Here is a 24,709-nt window from a genome sequence, read left to right on the forward strand (position 1 = left end):
TTGCAGTGTTCAGTGCGCAACTTGTTTTTTATCAGCCCACTGAAAAATCCCCACTACTTACCCTTAAACACCAAATCAAGGCTATCAAAAATAGCCCTTTTAGCTTTTTCTAAATCAATTTTAGTATGTGCAGATGATATAAAGCCAACCTCGTAACCCGATGGACCGAGGTAAACGCCCCGGTTAATTAATTCACGATGAAACTTTTTAAACTTCTCCATACTTGAAGCATCAATGTCTTCGGCTTTACGAATATACTGTTTATCTGTAAAAGCAAACCAGAATATTGAGCCGATGCCAAACACCTTGAATTTATAATTGCGGGCCGTGGCAAAACGCTGTATGGCCTCGGTAAATTCTTCTGTTTTGTTGTTCAGGTCGCGGTAAAAACCCATGCGTAACAATTCGTTTAGCTGGGCAATGCCTGCGGCCATAGCCACCGGGTTGCCCGATAATGTGCCCGCCTGGTAAACCGGACCTTCGGGCGATATATTACTCATGATTACTGCAGATGAGCCATAAGCACCAACCGGCATACCGCCGCCAATGATTTTGCCGTAGGTAATAATATCGGGTTTGATTTGGAAATATCCTGCCGCACCTTCAAAACCAACACGGAACCCCGAGATTACTTCATCAAATATCAATAAGGTGCCGTTTTTGGTACAGATCTCGCGTAAAAATTGCAGGTATTCTTTTTCCTGCAACAGCAAGCCATTATTGGCAGGTACAGGTTCGATGATCACAGCTGCTATCTGGTCTTTAAACTCCTCAAAAGCCTTTGTAAGCGCTTCTTTGTCATTCAGTGATACTACGATGGTTTCATCGGCAAAGGCTTTTGGAATGCCTGCGGATGAGGTTTCGCCAAAGGTTACCAGGCCCGAACCTGCTTTAACCAATAATGCATCAACGTGGCCGTGGTAACAGCCTTCAAACTTTAAGATCTTATCGCGCCCGGTATAACCCCTTGCCAACCTGATGGCCGACATAACGGCTTCGGTGCCGGAGCTTACAAAACGGATCTTTTCAATAAATTTATTGTTTCTCAGGATCAGATCGGCCAGTTCGTTCTCAAGGGCAGTTGGTGCGCCGAACGACATGCCATGATGCATTACTTCAATTACCTTTTCCCGTACCTTGACGTTGTTGTGACCAAGGATGAGCGGGCCCCAGGAGCAGCAAAAATCAACAAACTCATTGCCATCAGCATCCCAAATGTGACTGCCATCGCCTTTTTGTATAAACAAAGGTGTACCGTAAACCGATTTAAACGCCCTTACCGGTGAGTTAACCCCACCTGGGAAATAGGTTTTTGCCCTGGCATACAATTCGGCAGATTTTTCCCTGCTGATATCTGGCTTACCCGTGGTGTTTACCGGCTCATTGGTATCACCCGAAAACATCTTTTTTATTGAATCTAACATTTTTTAAGCGTAAAGCTAAAAGCACAAGGCTTAAAGCTTGTTTATAATCGTTTAGCAAAAGCTTCGGCTTTTAAGCCTTCTGTTTTTAGCTTTTTAAATCCATTTATTCTCCAATACTTCCTTGGCATGATACGTCAAAATAGCTGTTGCTCCAGCCCGGCGGATACTGGTAAGTACCTCGGTTATGGCACGCTGCTCGTTGAGCCAGCCGCGTTGTACGGCGGCTTTTATCATGGCGTATTCGCCGCTTACATTGTAGGCAGCTACAGGGAGTTCGGTATTATCTTTTATCAGTTTTATTACGTCTAAATAAGATAGCGCTGGTTTTACCATTAAAAAGTCGGCCCCTTCCAGTTCGTCTAAGTTGGCCTCTATCAATGCTTCGCGCTGGTTGGCCGGGTTCATCTGGTAGGTTTTTTTATCGCCAAATTTGGGTGCCGAATTTAAGGCATCCCTGAACGGTCCATAAAACGCGCTTGCATACTTGGCCGAGTACGACATGATAGAAACGTTTGTAAAGCCGTTTTCGTCCAGTACGTGGCGAATATAACCTACACGGCCGTCCATCATATCCGAGGGGGCAATAATGTCAGCCCCGCATTGGGCATGAGCAAGTGCCATTTTACCCAATACCTCCAGCGTTTCGTCATTCAGGATCTCGCCATTTTTTACAATACCGTCATGGCCGTCGCTGCTGTATGGATCCATAGCTACATCGGTAATAATGCAGGCTTCCGGAAAATTCTTCTTTACCTCGCGGATAGCCCGTAGATACAAACTTTCTTCACGGTGACTTTCGGTAGCCATCTGGTCTTTTAAAGATTCCTCGATATTAGGGAAAAGATCAAATGAGTTTAACCCTAATTTAAGGCAGCTCTCAATCTCGCGCAGCAAATTATCAACCGAATAACGGTAAATTCCCGGCATCGATGATACTTCAGTTTTCTGGAATGTACCATCAACAATAAACAGTGGGAAAATCAGGTTAGCCGCGCTAACATGCGTTTCCTGCACCATCTGGCGTATCACTTCACTTTTCCGGTTTCTACGTGGTCTTTGTAACATAAGCCCCCCAGCCCCCTAAAGGGGGAGTTTTTAAATTTCTTTTTATAATATTATTAACCCACTAAATGTTCCCCCTTTAGGGGGTTAGGGGGCTTACAATCCAAACACCGCCTCTGCCAGGCCAACTTCGTCGGGCGAGTAGGGCAGTGTGTATTTTACACCCATTTCATCAAATTTTTTGCCGGTTGATTTACCTATCGCCACCACTTTCTGATATGGATCGAGCAGGTTACCGGCAAAATAAGCTTCTACGTTTGATGGGCTGGTAAACACCATCACATCCGCGCCGCTGGCTTCAACATCTTCCTCAAGCACGGTTTCGTAAACCGGCAGATCAATAATTTTTGTATCGGCAGATAATCCTTGCTGTATACTCCTCATCGGACTTTCGGCGCCGGGGAACAATACTATGGTGCCGTTGGCCAGTTTGGCAAACTCCTCGGCCACCTCGGCTGTATCTGTACCTTCGCCTACATAATCGGTAAAGTAACCTTTGCGGCGCAGCATCTCTTCACTTCCGCTGCCCATAACGCCAAACTTTACTTTTTTAGGGAAAGTTGGTTTCAACTGGAAAAAGTACTCCACCGCATTTTTACTGGAGAAAAATACCCAGTCGATATTTTTTAATATATAAGGATCGAGTTTGGTCATCACCGGCACGGTACGGATCAGCGAACGTGCCTCAACCTTTATCCCCCGGTTTTCCATCGATTTTTTGAAATAGCTCTGTTCGGATAGTTCCCTTGATATAAAAACCTTCAAAGGAAATTTCCTGTTTTTAGCAAATTTTGCAACTATCTTTTGCGCCAGTCCTTCGGTAGTTGGGGCCTCTACAAACAGGCGGTCGGGAAACTGATCGCCCTCATTAGCTTTGGATGTAAACACCTGGAACATGCCCTCGTCCCGGCGGCAATAGCAGCCCAGGGGCAGGTGGCAGCCACCGCCAAATAATTTAAGTACCGTACGCTCAACAGCCAGTTCCTCAGCCACATCGGGGTGGTGCAGGGCTTGCAGGGCCTCAAAAAGCTCCTGGTCTGACTCGCGGATCTGGATAGCCAAAGCGCCCTGCGCAGGTGCAGGGATCAGCTCGGCGGGGGTAAGTTCTTCTACATGAAATTCGCTCAGATCAATACCTAAACGACTAACGCCGGCTTTGGCCAGCATAATGGCATCATATTTTTCATCGCGCAGCTTGCCTATGCGGGTAGGCACGTTGCCGCGCAGGTCTTCTATCTCCAGGTCGGGACGGTAGGCCAGCAGTTGTGCTTTGCGCCTGTTTGATGATGTACCCACAGTTGCGCCATATTTAACCGACAGCTTTTGGTGCACATCTACACAATCCTTCAATATCAGCAACAGTTCAGAGGGGTCTTCCCGTTCTGAAACTGCTGCGATGATGAGTCCCGGAGGGTTTTCGGTTGGCAGGTCTTTATGCGAGTGAACCGCAAGATCAATAGTGCCGGCCAATAATTCTTCTTCTAATTCTTTAGTGAAAAAACCCTTGCCTTCCAGCTTATCAAAGCTGAGGTTTAGTATGCGGTCGCCCTGGGTTTTAATGATCTTTAGTGTGGCAGTTATGTTTAAAGCAGCAAGGCTATCCTTAACAAAATTGGCCTGCCATAGCGCTAAATCGCTACCCCTTGTTCCTATTATCAGTTTTCTGTCCAAAAGAATGATTGTTTTGCAGGTGCAAATTTAATTTTTTATAAGGATGATAAGGTACATGAATTTCACGAATTATTTCTAATTGCAACAATATGACGGTTATGTGTGGGTTTAGGGCTAAAGGCTAAAGGCTAAAGGCTAAAGGCTAAAGGCTAAAGGCTAAAGGCTAAAGGCTAAAGGCTAAAGGTATGAATTATCTTTAGCCTGTTGGCGGCCCTATTCAACATTGAATACCCAATGCCGGATAATGAGGTAAAAATATGGGTGTTGAATTAACATGCGGGTGTTCCAACGGAACGGGTGGTACGCATGGAACGGTCTGGAACGCATTCGTGCTGATTATCAGTTCTTTAGATTTTATCAAAATATAGCATGGAACGCCATTTGTATTGATTATCAAATTGTTACGTTTTTTCGCTTTTGAATAATGTCTTGTGTCTTGTCCTGAAATAGGTTTACACTATAAAATCTACAGCATCTATTTTAATGCTTAAATGCCTTAGTATTACCGGCATCTATTGGTAAAAATCAATAAATATCAACAAATGTTGAGGTTTATGGAAGTGGGTTTGGTTTTTTTTGGGGAGCGGGTTGCGGGGAGTGGGGTTCGTGTTTGTAAAGCCGGGCCTCGCGGTTATGCAAACACGCATTGCGCTGTTCGAAGCCTCCGACTTCGAACTAATATGTCAGGTAGTCTCCAGACTACTTGTTGCCGCAGCCTTAGCTATATATACCGGTTTTGCAAACTACAGGCATAATCGTTCGAGGTCAGAGACATTCGAACAGCGGGGAGACTTCAGATAGCAAGGGTAAGCATTTATAAGGCCCAAAGTAAATTATTATATTAGCTGCTCTTAAACCATTATCATGAGTCAAATCCAATGCCCCAACTGTAAAGCATACTTTGTTAAATTAATAGCTAAACAAGAACATTTATATAAAGGCATAATTGCCGATGTAGTTGGTCTTGTACTATTGGGTATCGGGCTGGGCGATGGAAGCGGTCTAAGCTTATTGTCATTGCCATTTATTGTATATGGTGGATTACACACCTTTATAGGTGCTGTACGAAAGACCAATGATTGCACTTGTAAAAATTGTAATTATCAGTTTACAATACCGGCCTGACGTAGTGCTCAGGACCGTGCGAAGTGCGGGTAATTATATTGATGGAGATCGGAATTTTTTTCTAAATAAATCACAAGTCATCCGCCCACCGGGCGACCACTCAAGACTTGCGCTAAGCAAGGCGGTATTGTATCAATTCAACAAAAAACGCCTTAATATTCACCGCAACAAAGTTCAAACTATATATTATATTTAGACATAATAATTAAACCATGTCCCAACATAAATTTTCTTTTACCCCGGAAAATGTCCGGAAAATTGAATATGTACTTCCTAAAATAAAATATTCCAGTTATATAGGTAATATAATAAAATGGCTAGAAAACTTTGAAGAAAGTGAAGTTGACTATGCGATTGATTTTTTAATGTTTTTTGAATTTATCACATTAAATGAACTTCAATTGAGGTTAACCGAGCAGCTATCACTATTAAATAAGACAATTCCTGAAAATCAGAAAATGTTGTTAATCCCATTTGCTAAATATGTAAAGAGCAATGATATAATAGCCTACTTAATTTCTAAAACGATGATTTTTCAAGATATGAAAAAAAAAGGAAAAATTGATATAACTAGAGATTTTAAAGATTATAAGTATCAAAAAGAGACGGTCCTTGTGTTTATAGATGATTTTATCGGAACTGGAGACTCATTTTTAACTGCTTACAAAGAACATCATATTGATGTTTTTATGGGAAATAATTCTAATATATATTATGAATGTTATTTATTGGCCGCAATTGTAATGAATAGAGCTACTGTTTTATTAAGTTTTAAAATTCCAGAATTAAGGGTTTTTGCGGAGGTAAGATTCAATGCTTTTTGTCAAAAAAACTCACCATTTATCATTTCGCACGGGCCTCGAAAAATGCGGGCATTGGCATTAAAGTATGGCCAAAAGCTAGTAATTCTTAAAAGAGAAGGGAAAGAAATATTTTACCCTCTTGGTTATGGAATGTCTGAAGCACTTGTCTCATTTGACTACGGTCCTCCCAATAACACTATTCCTATAATATGGTCTGGAGATAAATGGCATCCAATATTTCCACGGCTTGCAAATGATAAAATAAAACAAGCCAAAGAAATAAAAAAAAGTGTGGCATTTTATATAGGGGTAATGAAAATGCTGAAATTAGACCTTTATGACGATGAAAGTTTAACGATTGGAGATAGAACATATACGTATAACTCAAGATCAGATCACTCTTTGGTAACTGTAATGTGCTTGCTTTCAAGAAAATACGATAAAATATTAATATGTCAAATCATAGGTATAACAATGTCAGAATTACAGTCGATTTTTAATTATGGCATCGAAAAAAAATTAATCGATAAGGATAACACATTGACTTATGCCGGTAATGTGTTCGTTACAACGTTACTTAAAAATGCAAATAAGCAGACATTTAGATCGAAAAAAAGGGAAAATTTTGAATTAAAAAACTTAATTTTCGTTCCAAAGCAATTTAAGGGTCAAGCATAATGAATTAGCATATTGATAATTACTCTCGGGCAAGTTGGCTGAGAGATACTAAAGTCACTTAACAACATTTTAAAAGCTTAATTTTTGTTTTTTGTAATTTGTTTTTTAAAGGAAGGAAAAACAAAACTCAAGCTTTCAAAATACACTATGAGTTTAACATTCATGTATATTCATAATAGACCGGTAAACCGGAAAAAGTAATTCATTATGCCCTTTAATTTTGAAGAGTTTCGAAAAAATGCTTTGGAACAAAATCATACGCAAGAATATTTAGATGTTACTATTGACTATGCAAAAAAATTAGATCAAAAAAAGTTACCCGTTATTTTTTCAACTATTCATTTAGCTATTCATCTCAATATACCTTCGGATATCTTATCAAATCTGATAGAATCATATAATTATACTTATTTTAATTTAAGCAAAAAATCAGGAACTGGTGTCAGAGAAATAATGGTGCCAAATGAAAAGCTAAAATATGTACAGCGATGGATTAATTATAACATTCTTCAACAAGTTCATCTGTCAGATGCATGTACCGGCTTTAGGCCCGGCTTTTCTATTTTGAAAAATGCAATCGTCCATGAGAATGCCAAAGCGATATATAAAGTGGACTTACTAAGATTTTTTGACACAATCACTGATAAAAGAGTTTTTGGAGTATTTAAATCACTTGGATATATTGAGAATCTCGCATATGATTTGGCAAAAATATGCACATCAAGACATAAAAAAAGTTATTGGGCCTTTGTAAATGAAACTGGAATATCGAAATTAAAACATTTTGAAAAAACTAATCCTAATGTGCTGCCACAGGGAGCTCCCACGAGTCCTGCTTTAGCGAATATTATTGCTTCAAGAATGGATGAGCGATTTATAAGTTTATCACGAGCATTAGGATTTCGATATACTCGGTATGCGGATGATCTTACGTTTTCCATTACAAATGAAGGCGAATTTCCGAATTTAAACATCATTCAAAAAATTATTCATGATGAAGGTTTTTTTATAAATCAGTCGAAAGTAAAGTTTTATAAAAGGGGCATGAAACAGTATGTTACAGGATTGACCGTCACACATGGAACGAATGTTTCTAAACATGAGAGGAAAGAAATTTTTAAACATTTATATTATTGTAAAAAATATGGACCAATCAACCATTTGAAGCATTTAGCTAATACTAACGATCAAAATGGAAGACAGCACTATGGATTTCAGGACTGGTTAATAGGTAAGATATCCTTTATTTATTCGATTGATAAAATAAATGGATTAAAGATGTTTAAAGAGTTTGAAAAAATCAATTGGCTAATAGACGAATCATTAGATGTAATTTCTTAAAATTTCAAGTTGCGGCTTTTCGGACTTCGCCGCTGGTGTACACGTGCCGTGGCCGTTGCACAACTAAGGAGATAAATCGAACAACCCGCTTTGCCCACTTCTGCAAAAACTCCCTATGCCCTGCAGCCGCACAGCCCCGCATCGTTCTGCCCGTTTTCGCCCGAAGCTGCTCTGCCGACGGGAAGGGAACACAAGAGCTTTCGACGTCCTCCCGCCTGGGTTCCCTGGAGGGTATAAAATGTTTCGCTATGCATTCTGTTAATTCTTTAATTCTGTGAATTCCGGTTCAGACAATTACCTTTTGAGCGATGGGTGACCTGAAGCCATTTCGGAATTGGGATTTTTGATTTCGGATTTTGGGAACCTCCAGCCCCTCGGTAACTATATTCCAAAAACAACGTATAACAGCTTTATTTTGAAAGCCTGGTATGTGGCGATTCTTTGAATCTGTCATATTTAACGCTCCAATACATTTATACATGGAAAATATAGGTTACCTGATGCGCACCATCGCCGGTGTATTAGTTTTATCATCGTTTGCGATGTGTACCAAAAATAAAATTGACCAGACGCTAAGCCCGCCCACGGTTACAAATGGCAAATTTTCGACCTTAGCTACCACCGATTGCACGTATACGGTTCAGCCCTCTGAGTGGATGGTCGACGGAACTAATTTACCTGCAGGTTCTATCGTGTGCATCCCGGCCGGAACAAGAGGCGCGTTGCTGCTTAAAAACTTTAAAGGAACTGCGGCTGCCCCCATTGTTATTATTAACAAGGGCGGTAAAGTAACCTTTTCTACATCTGTTACAGCTTCATACGGGTTTAAAACACAAAACTGCCGGTATTTTAAGATGCTGGGAAATGGCGATCCGAATATCGAATATGGCTTTGATGTAAATGGCGGCAACATCGGTATAACGATGGACGATCTGAGCTCAGATTTCGAAATAGCAAATGTTGAAGTCCGTAATAGCGGCTTTGCAGGTATTATGGCCAAAACAGATCCATCTTGTGATACGGCAACATGGCGCGGCCACTTTACGATGCGAAATATAATTATTCACGACAACTATGTTCACAAAACAGGCGGCGAAGGACTTTATGTCGGCAATTCGTTTTATGCCGATGGCGTTTCGCTTTCCTGCGGTAAGGTTTTGCCTAATGATATGGTTAATGTAAAAATATACAAAAACGTTACCGACTCTACGGGCGCCGAAGGTATCCAGGTTGGCAGTGCCATTTTAGGATGTGAAGTTTATAATAACACGGTCAGGAAGCCGGGAATAAGCCCTTTTTCGGCCTATCAAAATAACGGTATACAAATAGGCGAAGGTACCGGGGGGAAATGCTATAACAACCTGGTTAAGGATGCTCCCGGCAATGGCATTATTGTTCTGGGGCTTGGGGATAACCTGGTATTTAACAACTATATCATAAACTCAAAAGGCTATGGTATTTTTGCAGATTCAAGGTATACGCCGGGCCCTAATTTCCAGTTTATCAATAATACCATTATTGCTTCAGTTTTAGGCGGTATCAAACTAAATTCCGAAACTATCCCCATGAATACCGTTATTAATAATGTTTTTATCCAATCGGCATCGGTACAGCCGATAATTAAAATAAGCAGTAATGTTATGCTTACAGCTTCAAATAATTATGTAGGCAAGGCTGTAAGCGCATGTAAATTTGTAAATTATAACGCAAATAATTTCCATTTACAATCATCTTCACCGCTTATCAATGCCGGGGCAAACGTTTTATCATACGGCGTAGGATTTGATTATTATGGCACCCAACGCCCCGATGCCGGAGCTTTTGACATTGGGGCTACTGAGTATTGATATATCCCATTCGGTAAAATCAATTATTAAATATTTGGAATCATCGCTGGTAAAGCTGCCCTTTAAACTACTTAAGCTTAGCCCTGCCTTTTCACAATTGCGTTGATCCAAATGGGGGCAAAGGGCGAGGTACAGCCTTTTGATACGGGGTAATCGCGGTATATGCCCAATCGTTCGCCTATATCCAATGCACGTTGGCGGTAAGCGGCGTGGTATATGCCAATTTGCGCCAGTGTGGTGTTCATGGTCCACTGCACTTCGGGAGGGGCAACGGGCATTTCGGTCTCGATGCGGTCGAGAATGCCGGGGATATCCAATCCTTGGGGGTTCCTGGCTATCCTGCCGCTGGTAAGGCTCCAGCCTAAGCGGGCAGCCATGGGGTGGTCGGCAAACAGCCATTGCTGGCGTAATAGCTCTTTATCGGGATACTCCTTTATCACGTTGGCATATAGCCAGTCGATAACCTGCGCAAACGTTTCGGATCGTACCATGCTGTTTATTTCGTCGGCAGACAATGCCTTTGGAACCATGATGAGTGTTGCCAAAAATCTTGCTTCAATATTGCCGGTTTCCCATAAGGCTTTAGCGAATTCATTATTAGGCTTTATTTTTTTAGCCAGGGCGCGGATATCGCCCATCTTTACGCCCAATTGGTTTTCATGCGCCCCGAATTTTGTGTTATGGGCACGCATCTTCTCGTTGCCAAGTGCCTCCAATTTTGTAAGGATCTCTGCTACAGTCATGGTATTATTGGTAAATTAAGCATGGTTTTGATTATTCGAATATAGGCGGTTGGGAAGAAAAAAGCTAAAGTTCGAAATCAAAAATATGTTGTTGAGAAGTACGACCAGGATAATCCTGGAAAAAATGGGGATGACGTGTAGGGTTTAGGACTCAACAACAACCATGTCATTGCGAGCGCAGCGCGGCAATCGCGAACTGTGCAGGTCCGCCCTGTATAGCATGCGATTGCTTCGTGCCTCGCAATGACATAGATTATATTGAAAAATAGCATTGACAATCAGTGATTTGCAAGTGCGTCATTATAAGTGATTGCGTGGCAATCTTGAAGCTATACAGGGTAGTTGTACAGGTACTAACGTTATTAAGTAGTAACCAACAAGCATTGGCCCGCTCAATCGCCGCGGGAGCGCTGTTACTTTGAAGCCGCAAAGTAACCAAACGGCTGTCGGCAGAAATGCTTCTTTGCCGCACAGGCCTTTACCCCGCAAACCGGCCAGAACCTGGGCTGGGATTATTTTGCCCTCGCCCGCTTTGCCCACTTCTGCAAAAACTCCCTATGCCCTGCAGCCGCACAGCCCACCATGGTTCTGACCGCTTTCGCCCGAAGCTCCACTGCCGACGGGGAGGGAACACGAGAGCTTTCAGGATAACCACAAAAAAGCACTGCACTCTACGCTGTTCGAAGCCTCCGACTTCGAACTAATATGTAAGGTTTCTCCAGACTACTTGTGCCGTTGCTTTAGCTATATTTACGGGTAGTTTGTAAACTACGGGCATAATCGTTCAGAGATATTCGAACAGCGGGGAGACGTCGGACAGCAAGGGCGGGAATACTTCAGACAGCAAGGCGTTGGGATGGGTAGGATGCTTGAAAATAATTTGCTGTATTATTCAATTGTTACCCGAATGGGGCCACATTTGGGGTGGCGGCCGATAGCCTTGGTTACCGGAGATTAACAATAATATAAATTGACCAATAAAGGGGAATCCGGGCGCCTTTATTGTGGGGCGGCGGGAGCAGCCTGGGTCATCTCCCGTAAAGAGACCCATCCGTAAGGGCTGTCTTTATACTTCGCGAAAACCGTCATTGACCTGCCGCGGGCAATTGATGATTTTCCACCATTAACCGGGGTTACTTTGAAAGCAAAAATACAGGTTTCTATCGCTGTATTACCATTGAATTCCGTGCTTTCAATTTGGTTTTTAATAAGCTCCATTTTGGATGCATGAAACATTGCCGTTAATTGTTTAGCCAATGCTGCCCGGCCGGTAACTACATTGTCGCCGCCAAAGTACTTAACAACATCCGGATGGTGCAGCGCTACTATTGCTGCCACATCGCCGCGGGCAAAAGCGGCGCCCATGGCCATTTTGGTTTTTTGCAGCGCAACTTTATCAGCGGTTACATTATTGCTTTGGGGCGATGAACAGCTATAAAGTATCATGAAGATAAAAATAAGGAGACGCGGTGCTTTAATATCCATCATTAGTTTAGCCTTAATAAAAATAAGAAATGTTATCCATTTATCCGCCGGGTAAAGCATCTGTACCAGCCTTTATCCACATGGCAAAACGAGTCCCCCTTTTCGCAAATATTTATTTATCAGTGAGTTGATGAATGATTTTTAGCGCTACTCGCTGTTTTATTCATATATTTTTTAACAGCGATTGACATAAATTTAACGCTCTCTTTTAAGTTATGCAACAATAATTTAAATTAATTTGCCAACTTCAAGCAAACAATATAAGTTAAGTACCCTCTCTTTTATTTTCAACATAATTACATGTATCGGTTACTAAAATGGACCGTGCCTACAGTACTCTATGCTGTTGTTAATTTTAATCGCCGGGTTGAAACCCGGCGAGCAAAGCCATAGCCTGGCTTATATCGCGGCAGCACTATGCCCTCTTGATATTAAATGCAAAATAAAACAGAACTGTAGGTTCGGCTGGTATGGTAGCCACGGGTTTTAACCGTGGTAATAAAAAACAGCAGATGATTGAGTACCGTAGGTACGGCCCATATATGATGAGCCTTGTTAAATAATGCAGATAGGTGTTCCTCCTGCGCTGTTTGAAGCCTCCGACTTCGAACCAATATGTAAGGTAGTCTCCAGACTACTTGTGCCGTTGCTTTAGTTATATTTACGTGTAGTTTGCAAACTACAGGTAAATCGTTCGAAGGCTTTGAACAGCGGGGAGACTTCGGAGAGTGGATATGCGTTTATTAAATATTAAAATGAAGGAAACCTTATTTTATACACTTAAAGTGTGGATTAGCAGTGTGGTTTTAGGGCCGGTAATATACATCTTGTCGGATATTTTGTTTGTGCCAAAGAGTTCAGACGATTTTTCTGGCACCTTATTTTTTATTGCACTTTCGGTGCCTTATGGTTTAATACTTTCGGTACCAAGCGCCGTTATCCTTTGGATTACTACATATGGCGTCAGCAGGTTGAAATTAAATATAATGGCGACTAAGTTATGGCTTAGCATAGTTGGTACCGTACTCACTGCATTACCCTTCGCGCTAATATTCGGGCACGACGATCCTTCAGGTTATCCGTCAACTATTGCCTGGGCTACATCTTACAGTTTAGTAATTGTAGCAGGGATATGGTTTTACGAACTTAAGCTTGTAATTACGATAACTTAACCATTGTCAATTAATCTATTAATGGCCTAATCACCCGCTCCCTGTTGGTATTGTTACCAACAGGCCAATTACTGTAGAAAAAGAATTATTTTTTACTTTACGTTTCAGTGGGTTTGTGGCTGATAAGCAAGTTGTTGGAGAGCAACTCCAACAACCGCGGAGTAACTTACGATGGATAAGATTGATAATATATCAAAGCACTTGATTGTCCTTTAAGAATTTTCTTAATGCGGCTTCGTAAGCGTTTCCTGGTGCGCCAAATGATCCTTTTTTTTCAGTAGTACATGAATAAAATTCATCAATTTGGTGGATTTTATTTCCATTATAATTTGTATAATGTCCTTTAACATACAAATTAATTATTTGCAAATCATGTGCTTCAAAATGAACAGGAATACCAACCCACTGACCTTTTGAAATCAACTTATTTTTGTTAACATAACTAAAGGGTAGAATTAAATTGCTGCTTCTATCTTCACCAATCACATACATTTTAACATCAATATTTTTAGAAACAGCGTCCTTAGATTGTAGATATATTGTTAGAAAGTAAGTATTTCGTTTGATGGAGTCCAAAATCATGCCATCACTACTTCTCAACGACAGATCCGGTTGAATTTCAACTTTACTTGTATCAATTTTCTTTTCAAGCCTTTGGTTAACCGAGTCATAGTGCAGGCCAAATTTGGCTGTGACTGTTATAAAAGTCTCTTCGCTTTTTTTGTAACTGCTATCGACCTTAATTGAATAGTTTTTACTTAATGTTTTTATACTAACTTCATGGAGTGAGTCCCTCGTTTTTAATTTCGTATCTAACCTGGCTTGAGAGGCGTTTTGTTCATTGTCAGATATCAAAAATAACCATACAGAGCTGATCATAGTCAAGGAACATAAAATAATAAGACCCCATCCAGTCCAGGTAAAGTCTTTAGGGAATTTTCGCCTATTATCAGATATTTTAAACTTGTTGGGAATGATTGTTATAAAAACTTGACATATGGCAATGAGGGCAATTAGTATTATTTTCATTGTGTCATTTGGGATAGGGTACGGATAAAGATATTTAAATCTTGGAAGTATTTGCGAAGAATGCGCAAAAATAGCCTTCGGTTAATTGGCTGTTTACGCCTTCCTGCGCGATTATTAGCTTCGCTTAGTTCGCTCTATAATGTATATTTGAAATAGGCAGATCCGCGATAACATTTTGATTTTTGATCGTGAATAAGCTAGCAGAAATAAACCGACGCTGTTCGAATGCCTCCGACTTCGAACCAATATGTCAGGTAGTTTCCAGACTACTTGTGCCGTTGCTTTAACCATACAATTCGGTTTTGTAAACTACAGGCATAATCGTTCGAAGTCAGAAATCGAACAGCGGGGATACTTCAGAGAGCAAGGGTTATTATATTCCTGCTGTAACCGGGTTTGCGACAAGGCATCGATAAAGTCTTCCCACACTATTAACCGAAGGAATATTTTTTTATTAACGAGGTTATTATTTTCCCTGTTAATGAAAATCTCAAACTGATCCCTTTCACTTCGCAACTCGGAAGAGGATGCAAGAAAGATTTTAATGACCTGGAAATCATCGGTAGGCTGTTGGATTTCGGGTACGTGCTCCATGCCTCATTGTCAATTTTCTCATCTATCTCTTTAAACTGCTTTTCAAGCTCCGATATTCTATTTTTAAAGTCGCCAACGGTACCAATGCCGGCGTTTATCTTTCCTTTGTACAGATCTACAAGTTCTTGCTGTAATTCCTCTTTATGCCGCTGGTGTATTTCCAGTAAAGTCATTATATTATTATTAAAAATGAAAGTAAAGGGGGATTAGGGCATGGACATTTCAACTGTATTCAATTTTCCGCCCTCAACAGTAATTACCGATGTGATCAAATTATTTACCCCTGCTAAAATAGGCTCGCCCTCGGCAAGTATGGTATGCGAACCAGGGCTAATGTTATCAATCAGGGCTTCGGCTCCTACAATTATTTTACGCTCTATATTGTCAACCTTTATGGTTATCTTTTTATATTTCGCTGCATTTTTCATCACTATTTTAACAGAGCCCGGCTTTAGTTCAGATAGTTTAGCGCTCGCCATTTTTTGCAGCTCGGAAATATTATTTTGAAACTCTGTAGCCCAATTAGTGGTTTCTTGCTTTACCAGTTCATCAATCACTGTCGAAAAATCTTTTAGCATAGTAAGCAGTTGTACCATCTTATCGCAGGTAAGCTCAATGAGGCATAAATCAATTTTAGCCATTTCAATTTGCCACGATATTTCAAACTCCCTTATTTGTTTTCGTATTTCCAGTTCAGTAGTAACATATCTGATCCATGCTGACGAGAAGCCAAAAAATCTATCCAGAAATAATAAAGTTCCGGCGGCGGCAATGGTTACATAGCCCCAATTTGTAAAATCGACAATTATTGTTTTTTCAGATTCGATCTTGCCAATTAAAGGAAATATTCCGCCAAGCCCTATCAGTATGATGGATAAAAAACGAATTGATTGCGACCAGTTACTTTGCTTGCTTTTTTTATCTGCGTACCATTGTGCCGTTGCATTAACACCTACAATAACCTTTACAAAGGCATCATCGAGTGGCTTTTTCAGTGGGTCAGGCATGGTAATCTTTGTTTAATAAGGTTAGGCAACTTTTAATTCAATAAACTTAAGTATTTAGAATGCTTATTAAAAATAGTCTTCAATAAAATTATAAATTAATTTTCACTATATCTTTGTTTGGTTCGACTTATTTATAGCCCCAATTTTCCAAAATTGAACGAAATTTAGATTTGAGGTCTCAGCCAGTCAGGTGTTTTCGTTTGATTGTAAACCAATTTCGAGTGCCTCTATCCTGTGTAGACGTAAAACCCGGCCCGCAGTTTTTAAATTCAAAAGTTAAAATTCAAAAGTCAAAAGGATTTGCATGTTGGGGAATTGTCCTGTGGGGTGCTGATCCGCTGGCCAGCGGACAGCATGACTTGGGGGGAGGATGATGGCGATAAACAAAAGCCTCCCGGAGTTTTTGGCTTCGGGAGGCTTTTTTATTTGGGGTAACCGATGTGCTGTGGCGCATAGTCGGGGATTGTTTCGTTCCTCGCAATGTCGGTGAGGGAGGTGATCCCGGATTTGCAGCGTTGCTCTGTAAGTTGGTGATTGGTTCGTTCCTCTCGCAATGACGGGTGGGTGAAGCATGGCGGTTATACATGGCGGCGAGGCCCTTGCCCGCGTGCTTCGACAGGCTCAGCATGACCGGCCCTTTTCACCATTCACCTTTCGTTATTCACCATTCACCTTTCACTACTCACTACTCACCCCTCACCTCAAACCTACACCAAATACTCAAACAACGTTTGATCTTTATTCAGCTCAATTACTTCAAAGCGGTGGGCGGCCATGCGGTTTAACAGGGCGGGGTAGTCGCTGGCTGTTTTTAGCTCGATGCCTACCAGGGCGGGGCCGTTTTCTTTTTCGGTTTTTTTGATGAACTCGAAACGGGTAATATCATCATGCGGACCTAACACGTTATTTACAAACAACTTTAACGCTCCCGGGCGTTGCGGAAAACGAACGATGAAGTAATGTTTCAACCCTTCGTACAGCAGCGATTTTTCTTTGATCTCCTGCATGCGGGCAATATCATTGTTACCACCGCTGATAACGCAAACTACCTTTTTGCCTTTTATTTTATCCTTACAGGCATCAAGTACCGCTACGGATAGGGCGCCTGCGGGTTCAACTACAATGGCATCCTCATTGTACAGTTTTAGTATGGTGGTACAAACTTTACCTTCGGGTACCAGCAGCATTTCGTCCAATACTTCGCGGCACAGGTTGTAGGTGAGCTTGCCTACACATTTTACGGCCGCGCCATCTACAAAACGGTTAATTTCTTTAAGTGCAACGGGGCCGCCCTGCTCCAAAGCCTGCAGCATGGATGGGGCGCCTTCGGGCTCAACACCAATAAGGTGAATGCCGGGTACGTTTTGTTTAAGGTAGCTTCCGGTTCCGGCTGCCAGGCCGCCACCGCCTATGGGCATAATGATGGCTTCGATGTCGGGCAGGTCCTGTAAAATCTCAACGCCCACTGTTCCCTGGCCTTCAATGATGCGGTAATTATCAAAAGGAGGGATAAAGGTCATCTGGTGGGCTTCGGTATATATCAAAGCCTCGCGCAGGCAATCGTCAAAAGTATCACCGGTTAAAATGATCTCGATATTGCCTTTGCCGTGCATTTCTGTTTGGGTAACCTTTTGCTTCGGGGTAATTTCGGGCATAAAAATTACGCCTTTGGTACCCAGGCGGCTACAGCTAAAAGCTACACCTTGCGCGTGGTTACCGGCGCTGGCGCAAACTACGCCGCGGTCGAGCTGGTCCTGGGTTAGCTGACTTATCATGTTGTAGGCACCGCGTAATTTGTACGAGCGTACAATTTGCAGGTCCTCACGTTTTAAATATATTTCGCACTCGTACTTTGCCGATAATCCGGCGTTGTACTCCAGTGGTGTGCGTTTAACAACCCCTTTCAGTCGTTCGTATGCCGAATCGAAATCGAGCAGGTTTTTAGTTTCGGTTTCCATTATTAATTTTTTACCAGCCTGTGGGCCATTAAGCCCTGCAGGTCTTCATCGTTTATATTAAGCTTGGCATCGGCAAGCGTTAAAAATTTACTGTATACCAGGGCCAGCTCTACTTTATCTAAGGTGAAACCCAGGCGTTCCAAATGGAACTTCAGAGCATGCCTGCCGCTGCGCGCGGTTAGCACTATTGTGGCGCTCGGAAAGCCTACATCTTCAGGGCGAATGATTTCGTAATTTTCGCGCATTTTCAGGAAACCATCCTGGTGGATGCCCGAGCTGTGTGCAAAGGCATTATGACCCACAATGGCTTTATTAGGCTGCACCGGCATCCGCATCTGCGTACTGATCATATGGCTAAGTTCGAAGAATTTTTTAGCATCGATATGGGTATGCAGGCCCAGCACCTGGTGTACTTTCAAAATCATCACCACTTCTTCGATAGCTGTATTGCCCGCACGTTCGCCAATGCCGTTAATGGTACCTTCAATCTGGCGGGCGCCGTTTTGTAAGCCGGCTATGGAGTTGGCAGTTGCCAGGCCCAAATCGTTATGGCAATGTACCGAGATGATGGCTTTATCAATATTTTTAACGTTCTCTTTCAAAAAACGGATTTTGCTGCCGTACTGATCTGGCAGGCAATAACCATTGGTATCGGGGATATTAACCACGGTGGCGCCGGCGGCAATAACGGCCTCAACCATTTGCGCTAAAAACACCACATCGGCACGGCCGGCATCTTCGGCATAAAACTCGATATCTTCAACAGATTTTTTTGCATATTTCACTGCTTCAACGGCGCGCTCCAGAATCTCCTCGCGGGTGCTGTTGAATTTATGTTTGATGTGCATATCTGATGAGCCGATACCGGTATGGATCCGTGGATATTTGGCATATTTTAATGATTCGACAGCAGCATCAATATCACCTTTGTTGGCACGGGTTAAGGCGCAAACGGTAGGGTTTTTAACAGCCTTGGAAATCTCGACAACGCTCTGAAAATCTCCCGGACTTGAAACCGGGAAACCGGCTTCAATAATATCCACGCCCAGTAGTTCCAGTTCTTTAGCTATCTCAATCTTTTCGGGAGTGGTTAACTGGCAGCCTGGTACCTGCTCGCCGTCGCGAAGCGTGGTATCAAAAACATAAACGCGGTTGGGATCATGTAACATATTATTTAGATTTTAGATTTGAGATATGAGATTTGAGACTCATCTCTTTCATCAGTTTTTATTTTAGATTTGAGACGTGAGATATGAGATTTGAGACTCATACGTTGCGTCAGTTTTATCTGATTTTGTATTTATTAATTTATTATTGAGATAGAAGTTTGAATTTAAGGAGAGATCTCACGTCTCATATCTTAAATCTCACATCTGAGTTAAGATAGAAAAAAAATCTCATATCTCAAATCTCACATCTCATATCTATTCTTTCACTGCCACAAAACGAAGCCTTTTATAATCGGCGTACCATTGGCCGCCTTCGTTATAGTAGGGTTTAAGTTTGCGGGTTATTTCTTTTAATATTTGCTCTTGTTCGTCTTCGGGGATGCCTTCCAAAAATTGTGCACCAAACATGGTTACCCATTTGGCTACACCCTGGTCGCCATCCTCAAGCGGCGTTTTACGGTCATAATGGGATGTAAAGGTTACCCTGAAGCCATGTTCTTCCAGCATTTTGGCGTATTCGCCGGTTGATGGGAAGAACCACACTTTGGTATCGGCTTTTTGGTAGTAGCCATGGTTTTGCAGTACTAAACGGATGGCTTCCAATAATTTTGCAACGTTGCCTTTGCCGCCCATTTCGGCAACAAAGCGGCCGCCGGGTTTCAAGGCATTATAAATGCTTTTGATAGCACCGTTGGCATCCAATACCCAATGCAGGGCCGCGTTGCTGAATACGGCATCATACTTTTCTTCGGTAAAAAAATCGGCAGCATTTTCTACCGCGAAATCAACGCCAGGGAATAAAGTTTTTGCCTGGGCTATCATTTCGGGCGAAGAATCGGTGCCTTTTACTATCGCACCTTTATCCTGTATCTGCTTGGTTAAATGGCCCGTGCCGCAACCTATATCAAGAATATGCTCGCCGGGTTTAACATCCAGCAAAGCCAATACATCCTCCCCGTATTGAAATACAAAAGAATGTTTCTGGTCGTATAAATCTGCGTTCCACTTCATATCTATTATGATTACACCGATGTTTTTTGATTACACCGATTTTATTTAGGGTGATTTCACTGATTTAACGTGATTTCACCGATTTAAGTTTTCCGGCTCCCCCTTCAGGGGGCTGGGGGGCTACAAATATTCCAGCACTTTTTGCCCCATAGCCTTAGTGCCTAAAATTTTGCTTTTATCGGTATTTGCATCCGCGATATCGCCGGTGCGGTAACCGTCTTTCAGCGTTTTATCAATAGCTGTTGTAATTAGTTTTGCTTCGTCTTTTAGGCCGAAACTAATTTCTAACATCAAAGCTACGGATAATATAGATGCCAGTGGGTTAGCCTTATCCATGCCCGCAATATCATGTGCCGAACCATGGATAGGTTCAAAAAAGCCGGTACCATCACCAATTGATGCCGATGCCAGCATGCCCATTGAGCCCGCAATCTGCGATGCTTCATCAGTTAAAATATCACCAAAAAGGTTGGCGGTTAATACCACATCAAACTTTTTAGGGTTTTTAACTAATTGCATGGCGGCGTTATCAATAAACATGTGCTCGGTTTCCACCTCGGGATAGTTTTTTGCTATCTCCTGCACCACCTCGCGCCACAGGCGTGAAGCCTCCAACACGTTGGCTTTATCAACAGAGCATAATCTTTTACCGCGTACCATGGCAGCTTCATATGCTTTTATGGCGATGCGCTCAACCTCGTAACGTGAATAGATCATCAGGTCGGACGCTGTATTGCGGTCCTCGCTGCGTTTTTTCTCGCCGAAGTAAACATCACCGGTAAGTTCCCGGAAGAAAAGAATGTCGGTTCCTTTCAAAATTTCCGGTTTCAGGCTTGAAGCATCCAGCAGCTCATCAAATAACATGATGGGGCGCAGGTTGGCATACAAGCCCAGTTCTTTACGAATCTTTAATAATCCCTGCTCGGGGCGAACCTTTGCAGATGGATCATTATCATATTTTATGTGACCGATGGCGCCAAATAAAATGGCATCACTGGCTTTTGCTTTTGCTAAAGTTTCGTCGGGCAGTGGATTGCCTGTAGCCTCGATACCCGCGTGACCCATCAGGGCCTCATCGAAAGTAAACTCATGACCAAAATCCCGACCGATTTTCTCTAAAACTGCTTTACCCCAGGTGGTAACCTCGGGACCTATCCCGTCGCCGGGTATTACTAAAATGTGTTTTTTCATGCGCCCCCTAACCTCCGCCAGTAGTCGGAGGAATGTTTTTTATAGTTAGATATTATGCGGTTTTGTGCCGCGTATTTCTTTTAATTTCATTGTCATGCGCTCGGCGTCGGTTTCTACCCATTCGGTATACTCGTCTATCGCTAACAAGCGCAGCTCATCATCAATATAACCTTCCTCAACCATTTGTTTTGACATGGCCACTTTTGCCCAGATGCCTGCTTTGTTGGTAAAGTTCTCCTCGCCTTTCTGGTAAACCTCGTCGGCGTTAAACTCCGCGATGTTGGCAAAACCGGCTTCTTCAAAATATCCGGGCAGGTCTTCGGCTATGTGGTTGTTCATGCCGGCATCACCGCGCCATCTTAAAAAGGTAGCATAAAACCGCAGCATGCTTGGCGGCGGTTGCGGCTGCCATTCCAGTGCCTCGTGGTTATAATCCAAAATAGACACTATGCCACCCGGTTTTAACAGCGAGTACATCTTTTTTAAAGCTTCAACAGGGTTGTTCAGCCATTGCAAAACCCTTGCAGCTACAACCAGGTCGAACTTTTCTTCAGGTTCAAAAGCAAACAGGTCGGTATAGATCAAATCAAGATTTTTAATATCAGCATAAGTTTCCTTACCGCTTTGTATAAAATACTCCGTATTATCAATACCCGTAACATGACCGGTTGAACCAACTTTGGCAGCTATATCTTTACTGATAGCGCCAGTACCGCAACCCACGTCCAAAACCTTCAACCCAGGTTTAAGGGCAGATGCGAGCGTTGCATAATCATTCGCCAAACTACGTTCGTCAAACAACTTCGCCGTACCTTTACCTTCTCTTTGAATTGTTTTATTTTGGTTCATTAGTTCACTGGTTCATTAGTTCATTGGTCTTTGCAGTCGGGTATGGTTTTTCTCACCTTTCGCCTTTAACCTTTCAGCTTTAACCTTTTACCTCTGGTCTTCAAATTCCTGTATCAGCTCCTTTTTGCTCAGGATGTAGTCGATATCATCATAACCGTTGGTCATGCAGGCTTTTTTGTAGGGGTTAACCTCAAAGGTTTCCTGCTCGCCGGTGGCTACAATTTTAATGAACTGGTCAACAAGGTCAATCTCTACAACTGCATGTTCATCGGCATGAACCGCATCAAAGATCTTCTTTAAAAACTCATCGCTCACCTGTACCGGCAGCAAGCCGTTATTAAGGGCGTTGCCTTTAAAAATATCGGCAAAAAAGCTGCTTACTACGGCATCAAAGCCATAATCGGCAATGGCCCAGGCAGCATGCTCTCTGCTACTGCCGCAACCAAAGTTTTTGCCTGCAACCAGTATTTTACCGCTGTAGTTTGGGTTGTTGAGTACGAAATCCTGTTTAGGGTTATCGTCTCCGTCAAAACGCCAGTCGCGGAATAAGTTATTGCCAAAACCATCGCGGGTAGTGGCTTTCAAAAACCTTGCGGGGATGATCTGGTCTGTATCGATGTTCTCGATAGGCAGAGGCACCACGCTGGTTTGTATATGTTTGAATATTTTGGTTGCCATCTTTTTTTAGATTTGAGATGTTAGATATGAGATTTGAGATTTTCGCCCGCTATCTCAATATCCGTATAATGTTCTACAGTAGGGAAAGGGTTATAAAAATGATGCAATAGACCTTTCCATTCCTGATATTCTTTTGATTCTCTGAAGCCCACTGTATGATCGGTAAGTTTTTCCCATTCTACCAGTAAAATGAATTGGCTTTTGTGCTCAATGCATCTTTTCAATTGATGGGAATGGTAACCGATCATTTTTGATATGATGCCCTGTGCTTGTGAAAACGCTTTTAAAAAGTCATCCTCCTGCCCGGGTATCACATTCAGTATGGCAACTTCAAGTATCATTTTATTTAGATTTGAGATATCAGATGTGAGATATGAGGTTTTTGAAGCTGTCTCAAATCTCATATCTCACGTCTCATATCTATTCAAACTAATTCTGATTCAGACAAAAACTCCCTGATATCCGTTACCTTCCCGGTAATAGCACTTGCTGCCGCTGTTAAGGGGCTTGCCAGGAAGGTGCGGCTGTTTGGTCCCTGCCTGCCTTCGAAGTTGCGGTTGGAGGTAGATACGCAATATTTACCTGCGGGAATCTTATCCTCATTCATACCAAGGCATGCGCTGCAGCCCGGTTCGCGAAGCGGGAAACCTGCGGCATCAAAGATCTTGTCCAGACCTTCGCGGATGGCTTGTTGCTGTACTTGTTTGGAGCCGGGAACTACCCATACCACTACGTTATCTGCTTTGTGTTTGCCTTTTACAAATTCGGCTACCTGGCGCAGGTCTTCTATGCGGGAGTTGGTGCAGCTGCCGATGAAAACATAATCAATAGGTTTACCTAATAATTGCTCATCATCATGCAGGCCCATGTAATCAAGGGCTTTTTTATATGATCCCTGTTCTTTTGCCTCGAACGAAGCAGTTTCGGGAACGTGTTGTGTAACGCCAATACCCATACCCGGATTTGTTCCGTACGTGATCATTGGCTCAATATCTTCGGCTTTAAAGGATAATACTTCATCAAAAGCTGCATCAGCATCTGAGTATAAAGTTTTCCAGTAAGCTATTGCTTTGTCCCACTCTTCGCCTTTAGGGGCAAATTCGCGGCCTTTTACATATTCAATGGTTGTATCATCAGGTGCTATCAATCCGCAGCGGGCACCCATTTCGATGCTCATGTTACAGATGGTCATACGGCCCTCCATACTTAATGCACGGATGGTGTCGCCGGCATATTCCACCGCATAGCCTGTACCGCCGGCTGCCGAAATTTTGGAGATGATATACAGGATAATATCCTTTGCGCCAACACCGTTTTGCAGCTTGCCGTTAACCTCAATCTTCATACGTTTTGGGCGCGATTGCAGCAAACACTGCGTTGCCATTACCTGCTCAACCTGTGAGGTGCCTATACCAAACGCTATGGCACCAAAGGCGCCGTGTGTTGAAGTATGGCTATCGCCGCAAACATAAGTGCCACCCGGACGGGTGATACCCAACTCGGGCCCTATTACGTGTACGATACCCTGGAAAGGGTGACCTAAACCATAAAGCTCGATACCAAACTCTTTGCAGTTTTTGGTGAGCATATCAACCTGGTAGCGGGAAAGTTCTTCTTTTATGGGAAGGTGCTGATTAATTGTAGGAACGTTATGATCAGCAGTGGCCACGGTTTGTTTTGGCCTGAAAACAGGTAAACCCCTTGCACGCAAACCATCAAATGCCTGCGGACTGGTTACCTCGTGAATGAAGTGTGTGTCGATGTATAAGATATCAGGAAAACCCTCGTTGCTACTGACGACGTGCGCATCCCAAATCTTATCAAATAATGTTTGTCCCATGATAGTATTTCTTTATTAAATATGTCATTGCG

21 protein-coding genes are annotated in these 24,709 nt (G+C 42.4%); 5 read left to right on the top strand and 16 right to left on the bottom strand.

Annotated elements, in window-relative coordinates; translation table 11 throughout:
- Window positions 1–53: 53 nt before the first annotated feature.
- The 3 genes from hemL to hemC form a co-directional block, all read right to left on the bottom strand.
- Complete coding sequence (gene hemL / locus AC1DQW_RS13500) at window positions 54–1,424, bottom strand: glutamate-1-semialdehyde 2,1-aminomutase (RefSeq protein WP_477454555.1); 1,371 nt, start codon at window positions 1,422–1,424, stop codon at window positions 54–56.
- Between the two features lie 93 nt (window positions 1,425–1,517).
- Window positions 1,518–2,489, bottom strand: coding sequence for a porphobilinogen synthase (hemB, locus tag AC1DQW_RS13505; protein WP_477454556.1), 972 nt, complete (start codon window positions 2,487–2,489; stop codon window positions 1,518–1,520).
- Between the two features lie 93 nt (window positions 2,490–2,582).
- Entirely contained in the window at window positions 2,583–4,157 is a 1,575-nt protein-coding gene (hemC, locus tag AC1DQW_RS13510) for a hydroxymethylbilane synthase (RefSeq protein ID WP_477454557.1), read from the bottom strand.
- Between the two features lie 864 nt (window positions 4,158–5,021).
- Between hemC and AC1DQW_RS13515 the strand changes: the two genes are divergently transcribed.
- The 4 genes from AC1DQW_RS13515 to AC1DQW_RS13530 all read left to right on the top strand — a co-directional run bounded on the left by AC1DQW_RS13515 (window position 5,022) and on the right by AC1DQW_RS13530 (window position 9,951).
- A complete protein-coding gene (locus AC1DQW_RS13515) occupies window positions 5,022–5,282 on the top strand; it encodes a hypothetical protein (protein ID WP_477454558.1) in 261 nt (86 codons plus the stop codon).
- 212 nt (window positions 5,283–5,494) lie between these two features.
- Window positions 5,495–6,763 (top strand): phosphoribosyltransferase-like protein, encoded by a 1,269-nt coding sequence (locus tag AC1DQW_RS13520; protein WP_477454559.1) that lies wholly within the window; start codon window positions 5,495–5,497, stop codon window positions 6,761–6,763.
- A 207-nt stretch (window positions 6,764–6,970) separates the two neighbouring features.
- Complete coding sequence (locus AC1DQW_RS13525; protein ID WP_477454560.1) at window positions 6,971–8,104, top strand: reverse transcriptase family protein; 1,134 nt, start codon at window positions 6,971–6,973, stop codon at window positions 8,102–8,104.
- 479 nt (window positions 8,105–8,583) lie between these two features.
- Window positions 8,584–9,951 carry a right-handed parallel beta-helix repeat-containing protein gene (locus tag AC1DQW_RS13530; RefSeq protein ID WP_477454561.1) on the top strand — a complete coding sequence of 456 codons (1,368 nt, stop codon included), beginning with the start codon at window positions 8,584–8,586 and terminating at the stop codon, window positions 9,949–9,951.
- Window positions 9,952–10,028: 77 nt separating this feature from the next.
- Here the strand turns inward: AC1DQW_RS13530 and AC1DQW_RS13535 are convergent, their stop codons facing one another.
- Together AC1DQW_RS13535 and AC1DQW_RS13540 are read right to left on the bottom strand one after the other, a co-directional pair.
- A complete protein-coding gene (locus AC1DQW_RS13535; RefSeq protein WP_477454562.1) occupies window positions 10,029–10,694 on the bottom strand; it encodes a DNA alkylation repair protein in 666 nt (221 codons plus the stop codon).
- A 999-nt stretch (window positions 10,695–11,693) separates the two neighbouring features.
- Window positions 11,694–12,182, bottom strand: coding sequence for a YybH family protein (locus AC1DQW_RS13540; protein WP_477454563.1), 489 nt, complete (start codon window positions 12,180–12,182; stop codon window positions 11,694–11,696).
- 752 nt (window positions 12,183–12,934) lie between these two features.
- Here AC1DQW_RS13540 and AC1DQW_RS13545 point away from each other — a divergent pair.
- Entirely contained in the window at window positions 12,935–13,351 is a 417-nt protein-coding gene (locus tag AC1DQW_RS13545) for a hypothetical protein (protein WP_477454564.1), read from the top strand.
- A 192-nt stretch (window positions 13,352–13,543) separates the two neighbouring features.
- Here the strand turns inward: AC1DQW_RS13545 and AC1DQW_RS13550 are convergent, their stop codons facing one another.
- The 11 genes from AC1DQW_RS13550 to leuC form a co-directional block, all read right to left on the bottom strand.
- The gene (locus tag AC1DQW_RS13550; protein ID WP_477454565.1) at window positions 13,544–14,380 is read right to left on the bottom strand and encodes a hypothetical protein; all 837 of its coding nucleotides are present in this window, start codon (window positions 14,378–14,380) and stop codon (window positions 13,544–13,546) included.
- Between the two features lie 431 nt (window positions 14,381–14,811).
- Complete coding sequence (locus tag AC1DQW_RS13555) at window positions 14,812–15,147, bottom strand: hypothetical protein (RefSeq protein ID WP_477454566.1); 336 nt, start codon at window positions 15,145–15,147, stop codon at window positions 14,812–14,814.
- A 33-nt stretch (window positions 15,148–15,180) separates the two neighbouring features.
- Window positions 15,181–15,981, bottom strand: a complete 801-nt coding sequence (locus AC1DQW_RS13560; protein WP_477454567.1) for an SLATT domain-containing protein — start codon at window positions 15,979–15,981, stop codon at window positions 15,181–15,183.
- A 707-nt stretch (window positions 15,982–16,688) separates the two neighbouring features.
- The gene (gene ilvA / locus AC1DQW_RS13565; protein ID WP_477454568.1) at window positions 16,689–17,939 is read right to left on the bottom strand and encodes a threonine ammonia-lyase IlvA; all 1,251 of its coding nucleotides are present in this window, start codon (window positions 17,937–17,939) and stop codon (window positions 16,689–16,691) included.
- Between the two features lie 2 nt (window positions 17,940–17,941).
- Window positions 17,942–19,108 carry a 2-isopropylmalate synthase gene (locus AC1DQW_RS13570; RefSeq protein ID WP_477454569.1) on the bottom strand — a complete coding sequence of 389 codons (1,167 nt, stop codon included), beginning with the start codon at window positions 19,106–19,108 and terminating at the stop codon, window positions 17,942–17,944.
- A 255-nt stretch (window positions 19,109–19,363) separates the two neighbouring features.
- A complete protein-coding gene (locus AC1DQW_RS13575) occupies window positions 19,364–20,119 on the bottom strand; it encodes a class I SAM-dependent methyltransferase (RefSeq protein ID WP_477454570.1) in 756 nt (251 codons plus the stop codon).
- Window positions 20,120–20,239: 120 nt separating this feature from the next.
- Window positions 20,240–21,310, bottom strand: a complete 1,071-nt coding sequence (gene leuB, locus AC1DQW_RS13580; RefSeq protein WP_477402894.1) for a 3-isopropylmalate dehydrogenase — start codon at window positions 21,308–21,310, stop codon at window positions 20,240–20,242.
- Between the two features lie 45 nt (window positions 21,311–21,355).
- Window positions 21,356–22,159, bottom strand: a complete 804-nt coding sequence (locus AC1DQW_RS13585; RefSeq protein WP_477454571.1) for a methyltransferase domain-containing protein — start codon at window positions 22,157–22,159, stop codon at window positions 21,356–21,358.
- A gap of 87 nt (window positions 22,160–22,246) precedes the next feature.
- A complete protein-coding gene (leuD, locus tag AC1DQW_RS13590; RefSeq protein WP_477454572.1) occupies window positions 22,247–22,837 on the bottom strand; it encodes a 3-isopropylmalate dehydratase small subunit in 591 nt (196 codons plus the stop codon).
- Window positions 22,838–22,857: 20 nt separating this feature from the next.
- Entirely contained in the window at window positions 22,858–23,178 is a 321-nt protein-coding gene (locus AC1DQW_RS13595; RefSeq protein ID WP_477454573.1) for an antibiotic biosynthesis monooxygenase family protein, read from the bottom strand.
- A gap of 83 nt (window positions 23,179–23,261) precedes the next feature.
- Entirely contained in the window at window positions 23,262–24,677 is a 1,416-nt protein-coding gene (gene leuC / locus AC1DQW_RS13600; protein ID WP_477454574.1) for a 3-isopropylmalate dehydratase large subunit, read from the bottom strand.
- Window positions 24,678–24,709 lie beyond the last annotated feature (32 nt).

It is taken from the genome of Mucilaginibacter sp. P5_A4 (assembly GCF_056400605.1).

Coding starts and splice junctions, on each gene's coding strand:
- hemL (WP_477454555.1), bottom strand. CDS start 1,424: ATGTTAGATTCAATAAAAAAGATGTTTTCGGGTGATACCAATGAGCCG.
- hemB (WP_477454556.1), bottom strand. CDS start 2,489: ATGTTACAAAGACCACGTAGAAACCGGAAAAGTGAAGTGATACGCCAG.
- AC1DQW_RS13515 (WP_477454558.1), top strand. CDS start 5,022: ATGAGTCAAATCCAATGCCCCAACTGTAAAGCATACTTTGTTAAATTA.
- AC1DQW_RS13520 (WP_477454559.1), top strand. CDS start 5,495: ATGTCCCAACATAAATTTTCTTTTACCCCGGAAAATGTCCGGAAAATT.
- AC1DQW_RS13525 (WP_477454560.1), top strand. CDS start 6,971: ATGCCCTTTAATTTTGAAGAGTTTCGAAAAAATGCTTTGGAACAAAAT.
- AC1DQW_RS13530 (WP_477454561.1), top strand. CDS start 8,584: ATGGAAAATATAGGTTACCTGATGCGCACCATCGCCGGTGTATTAGTT.
- AC1DQW_RS13535 (WP_477454562.1), bottom strand. CDS start 10,694: ATGACTGTAGCAGAGATCCTTACAAAATTGGAGGCACTTGGCAACGAG.
- AC1DQW_RS13540 (WP_477454563.1), bottom strand. CDS start 12,182: ATGATGGATATTAAAGCACCGCGTCTCCTTATTTTTATCTTCATGATA.
- AC1DQW_RS13545 (WP_477454564.1), top strand. CDS start 12,935: ATGAAGGAAACCTTATTTTATACACTTAAAGTGTGGATTAGCAGTGTG.
- AC1DQW_RS13550 (WP_477454565.1), bottom strand. CDS start 14,380: ATGAAAATAATACTAATTGCCCTCATTGCCATATGTCAAGTTTTTATA.
- AC1DQW_RS13555 (WP_477454566.1), bottom strand. CDS start 15,147: ATGACTTTACTGGAAATACACCAGCGGCATAAAGAGGAATTACAGCAA.
- AC1DQW_RS13560 (WP_477454567.1), bottom strand. CDS start 15,981: ATGCCTGACCCACTGAAAAAGCCACTCGATGATGCCTTTGTAAAGGTT.
- ilvA (WP_477454568.1), bottom strand. CDS start 17,939: ATGGAAACCGAAACTAAAAACCTGCTCGATTTCGATTCGGCATACGAA.
- AC1DQW_RS13570 (WP_477454569.1), bottom strand. CDS start 19,108: ATGTTACATGATCCCAACCGCGTTTATGTTTTTGATACCACGCTTCGC.
- AC1DQW_RS13575 (WP_477454570.1), bottom strand. CDS start 20,119: ATGAAGTGGAACGCAGATTTATACGACCAGAAACATTCTTTTGTATTT.
- leuB (WP_477402894.1), bottom strand. CDS start 21,310: ATGAAAAAACACATTTTAGTAATACCCGGCGACGGGATAGGTCCCGAG.
- AC1DQW_RS13585 (WP_477454571.1), bottom strand. CDS start 22,159: ATGAACCAAAATAAAACAATTCAAAGAGAAGGTAAAGGTACGGCGAAG.
- leuD (WP_477454572.1), bottom strand. CDS start 22,837: ATGGCAACCAAAATATTCAAACATATACAAACCAGCGTGGTGCCTCTG.
- AC1DQW_RS13595 (WP_477454573.1), bottom strand. CDS start 23,178: ATGATACTTGAAGTTGCCATACTGAATGTGATACCCGGGCAGGAGGAT.
- leuC (WP_477454574.1), bottom strand. CDS start 24,677: ATGGGACAAACATTATTTGATAAGATTTGGGATGCGCACGTCGTCAGT.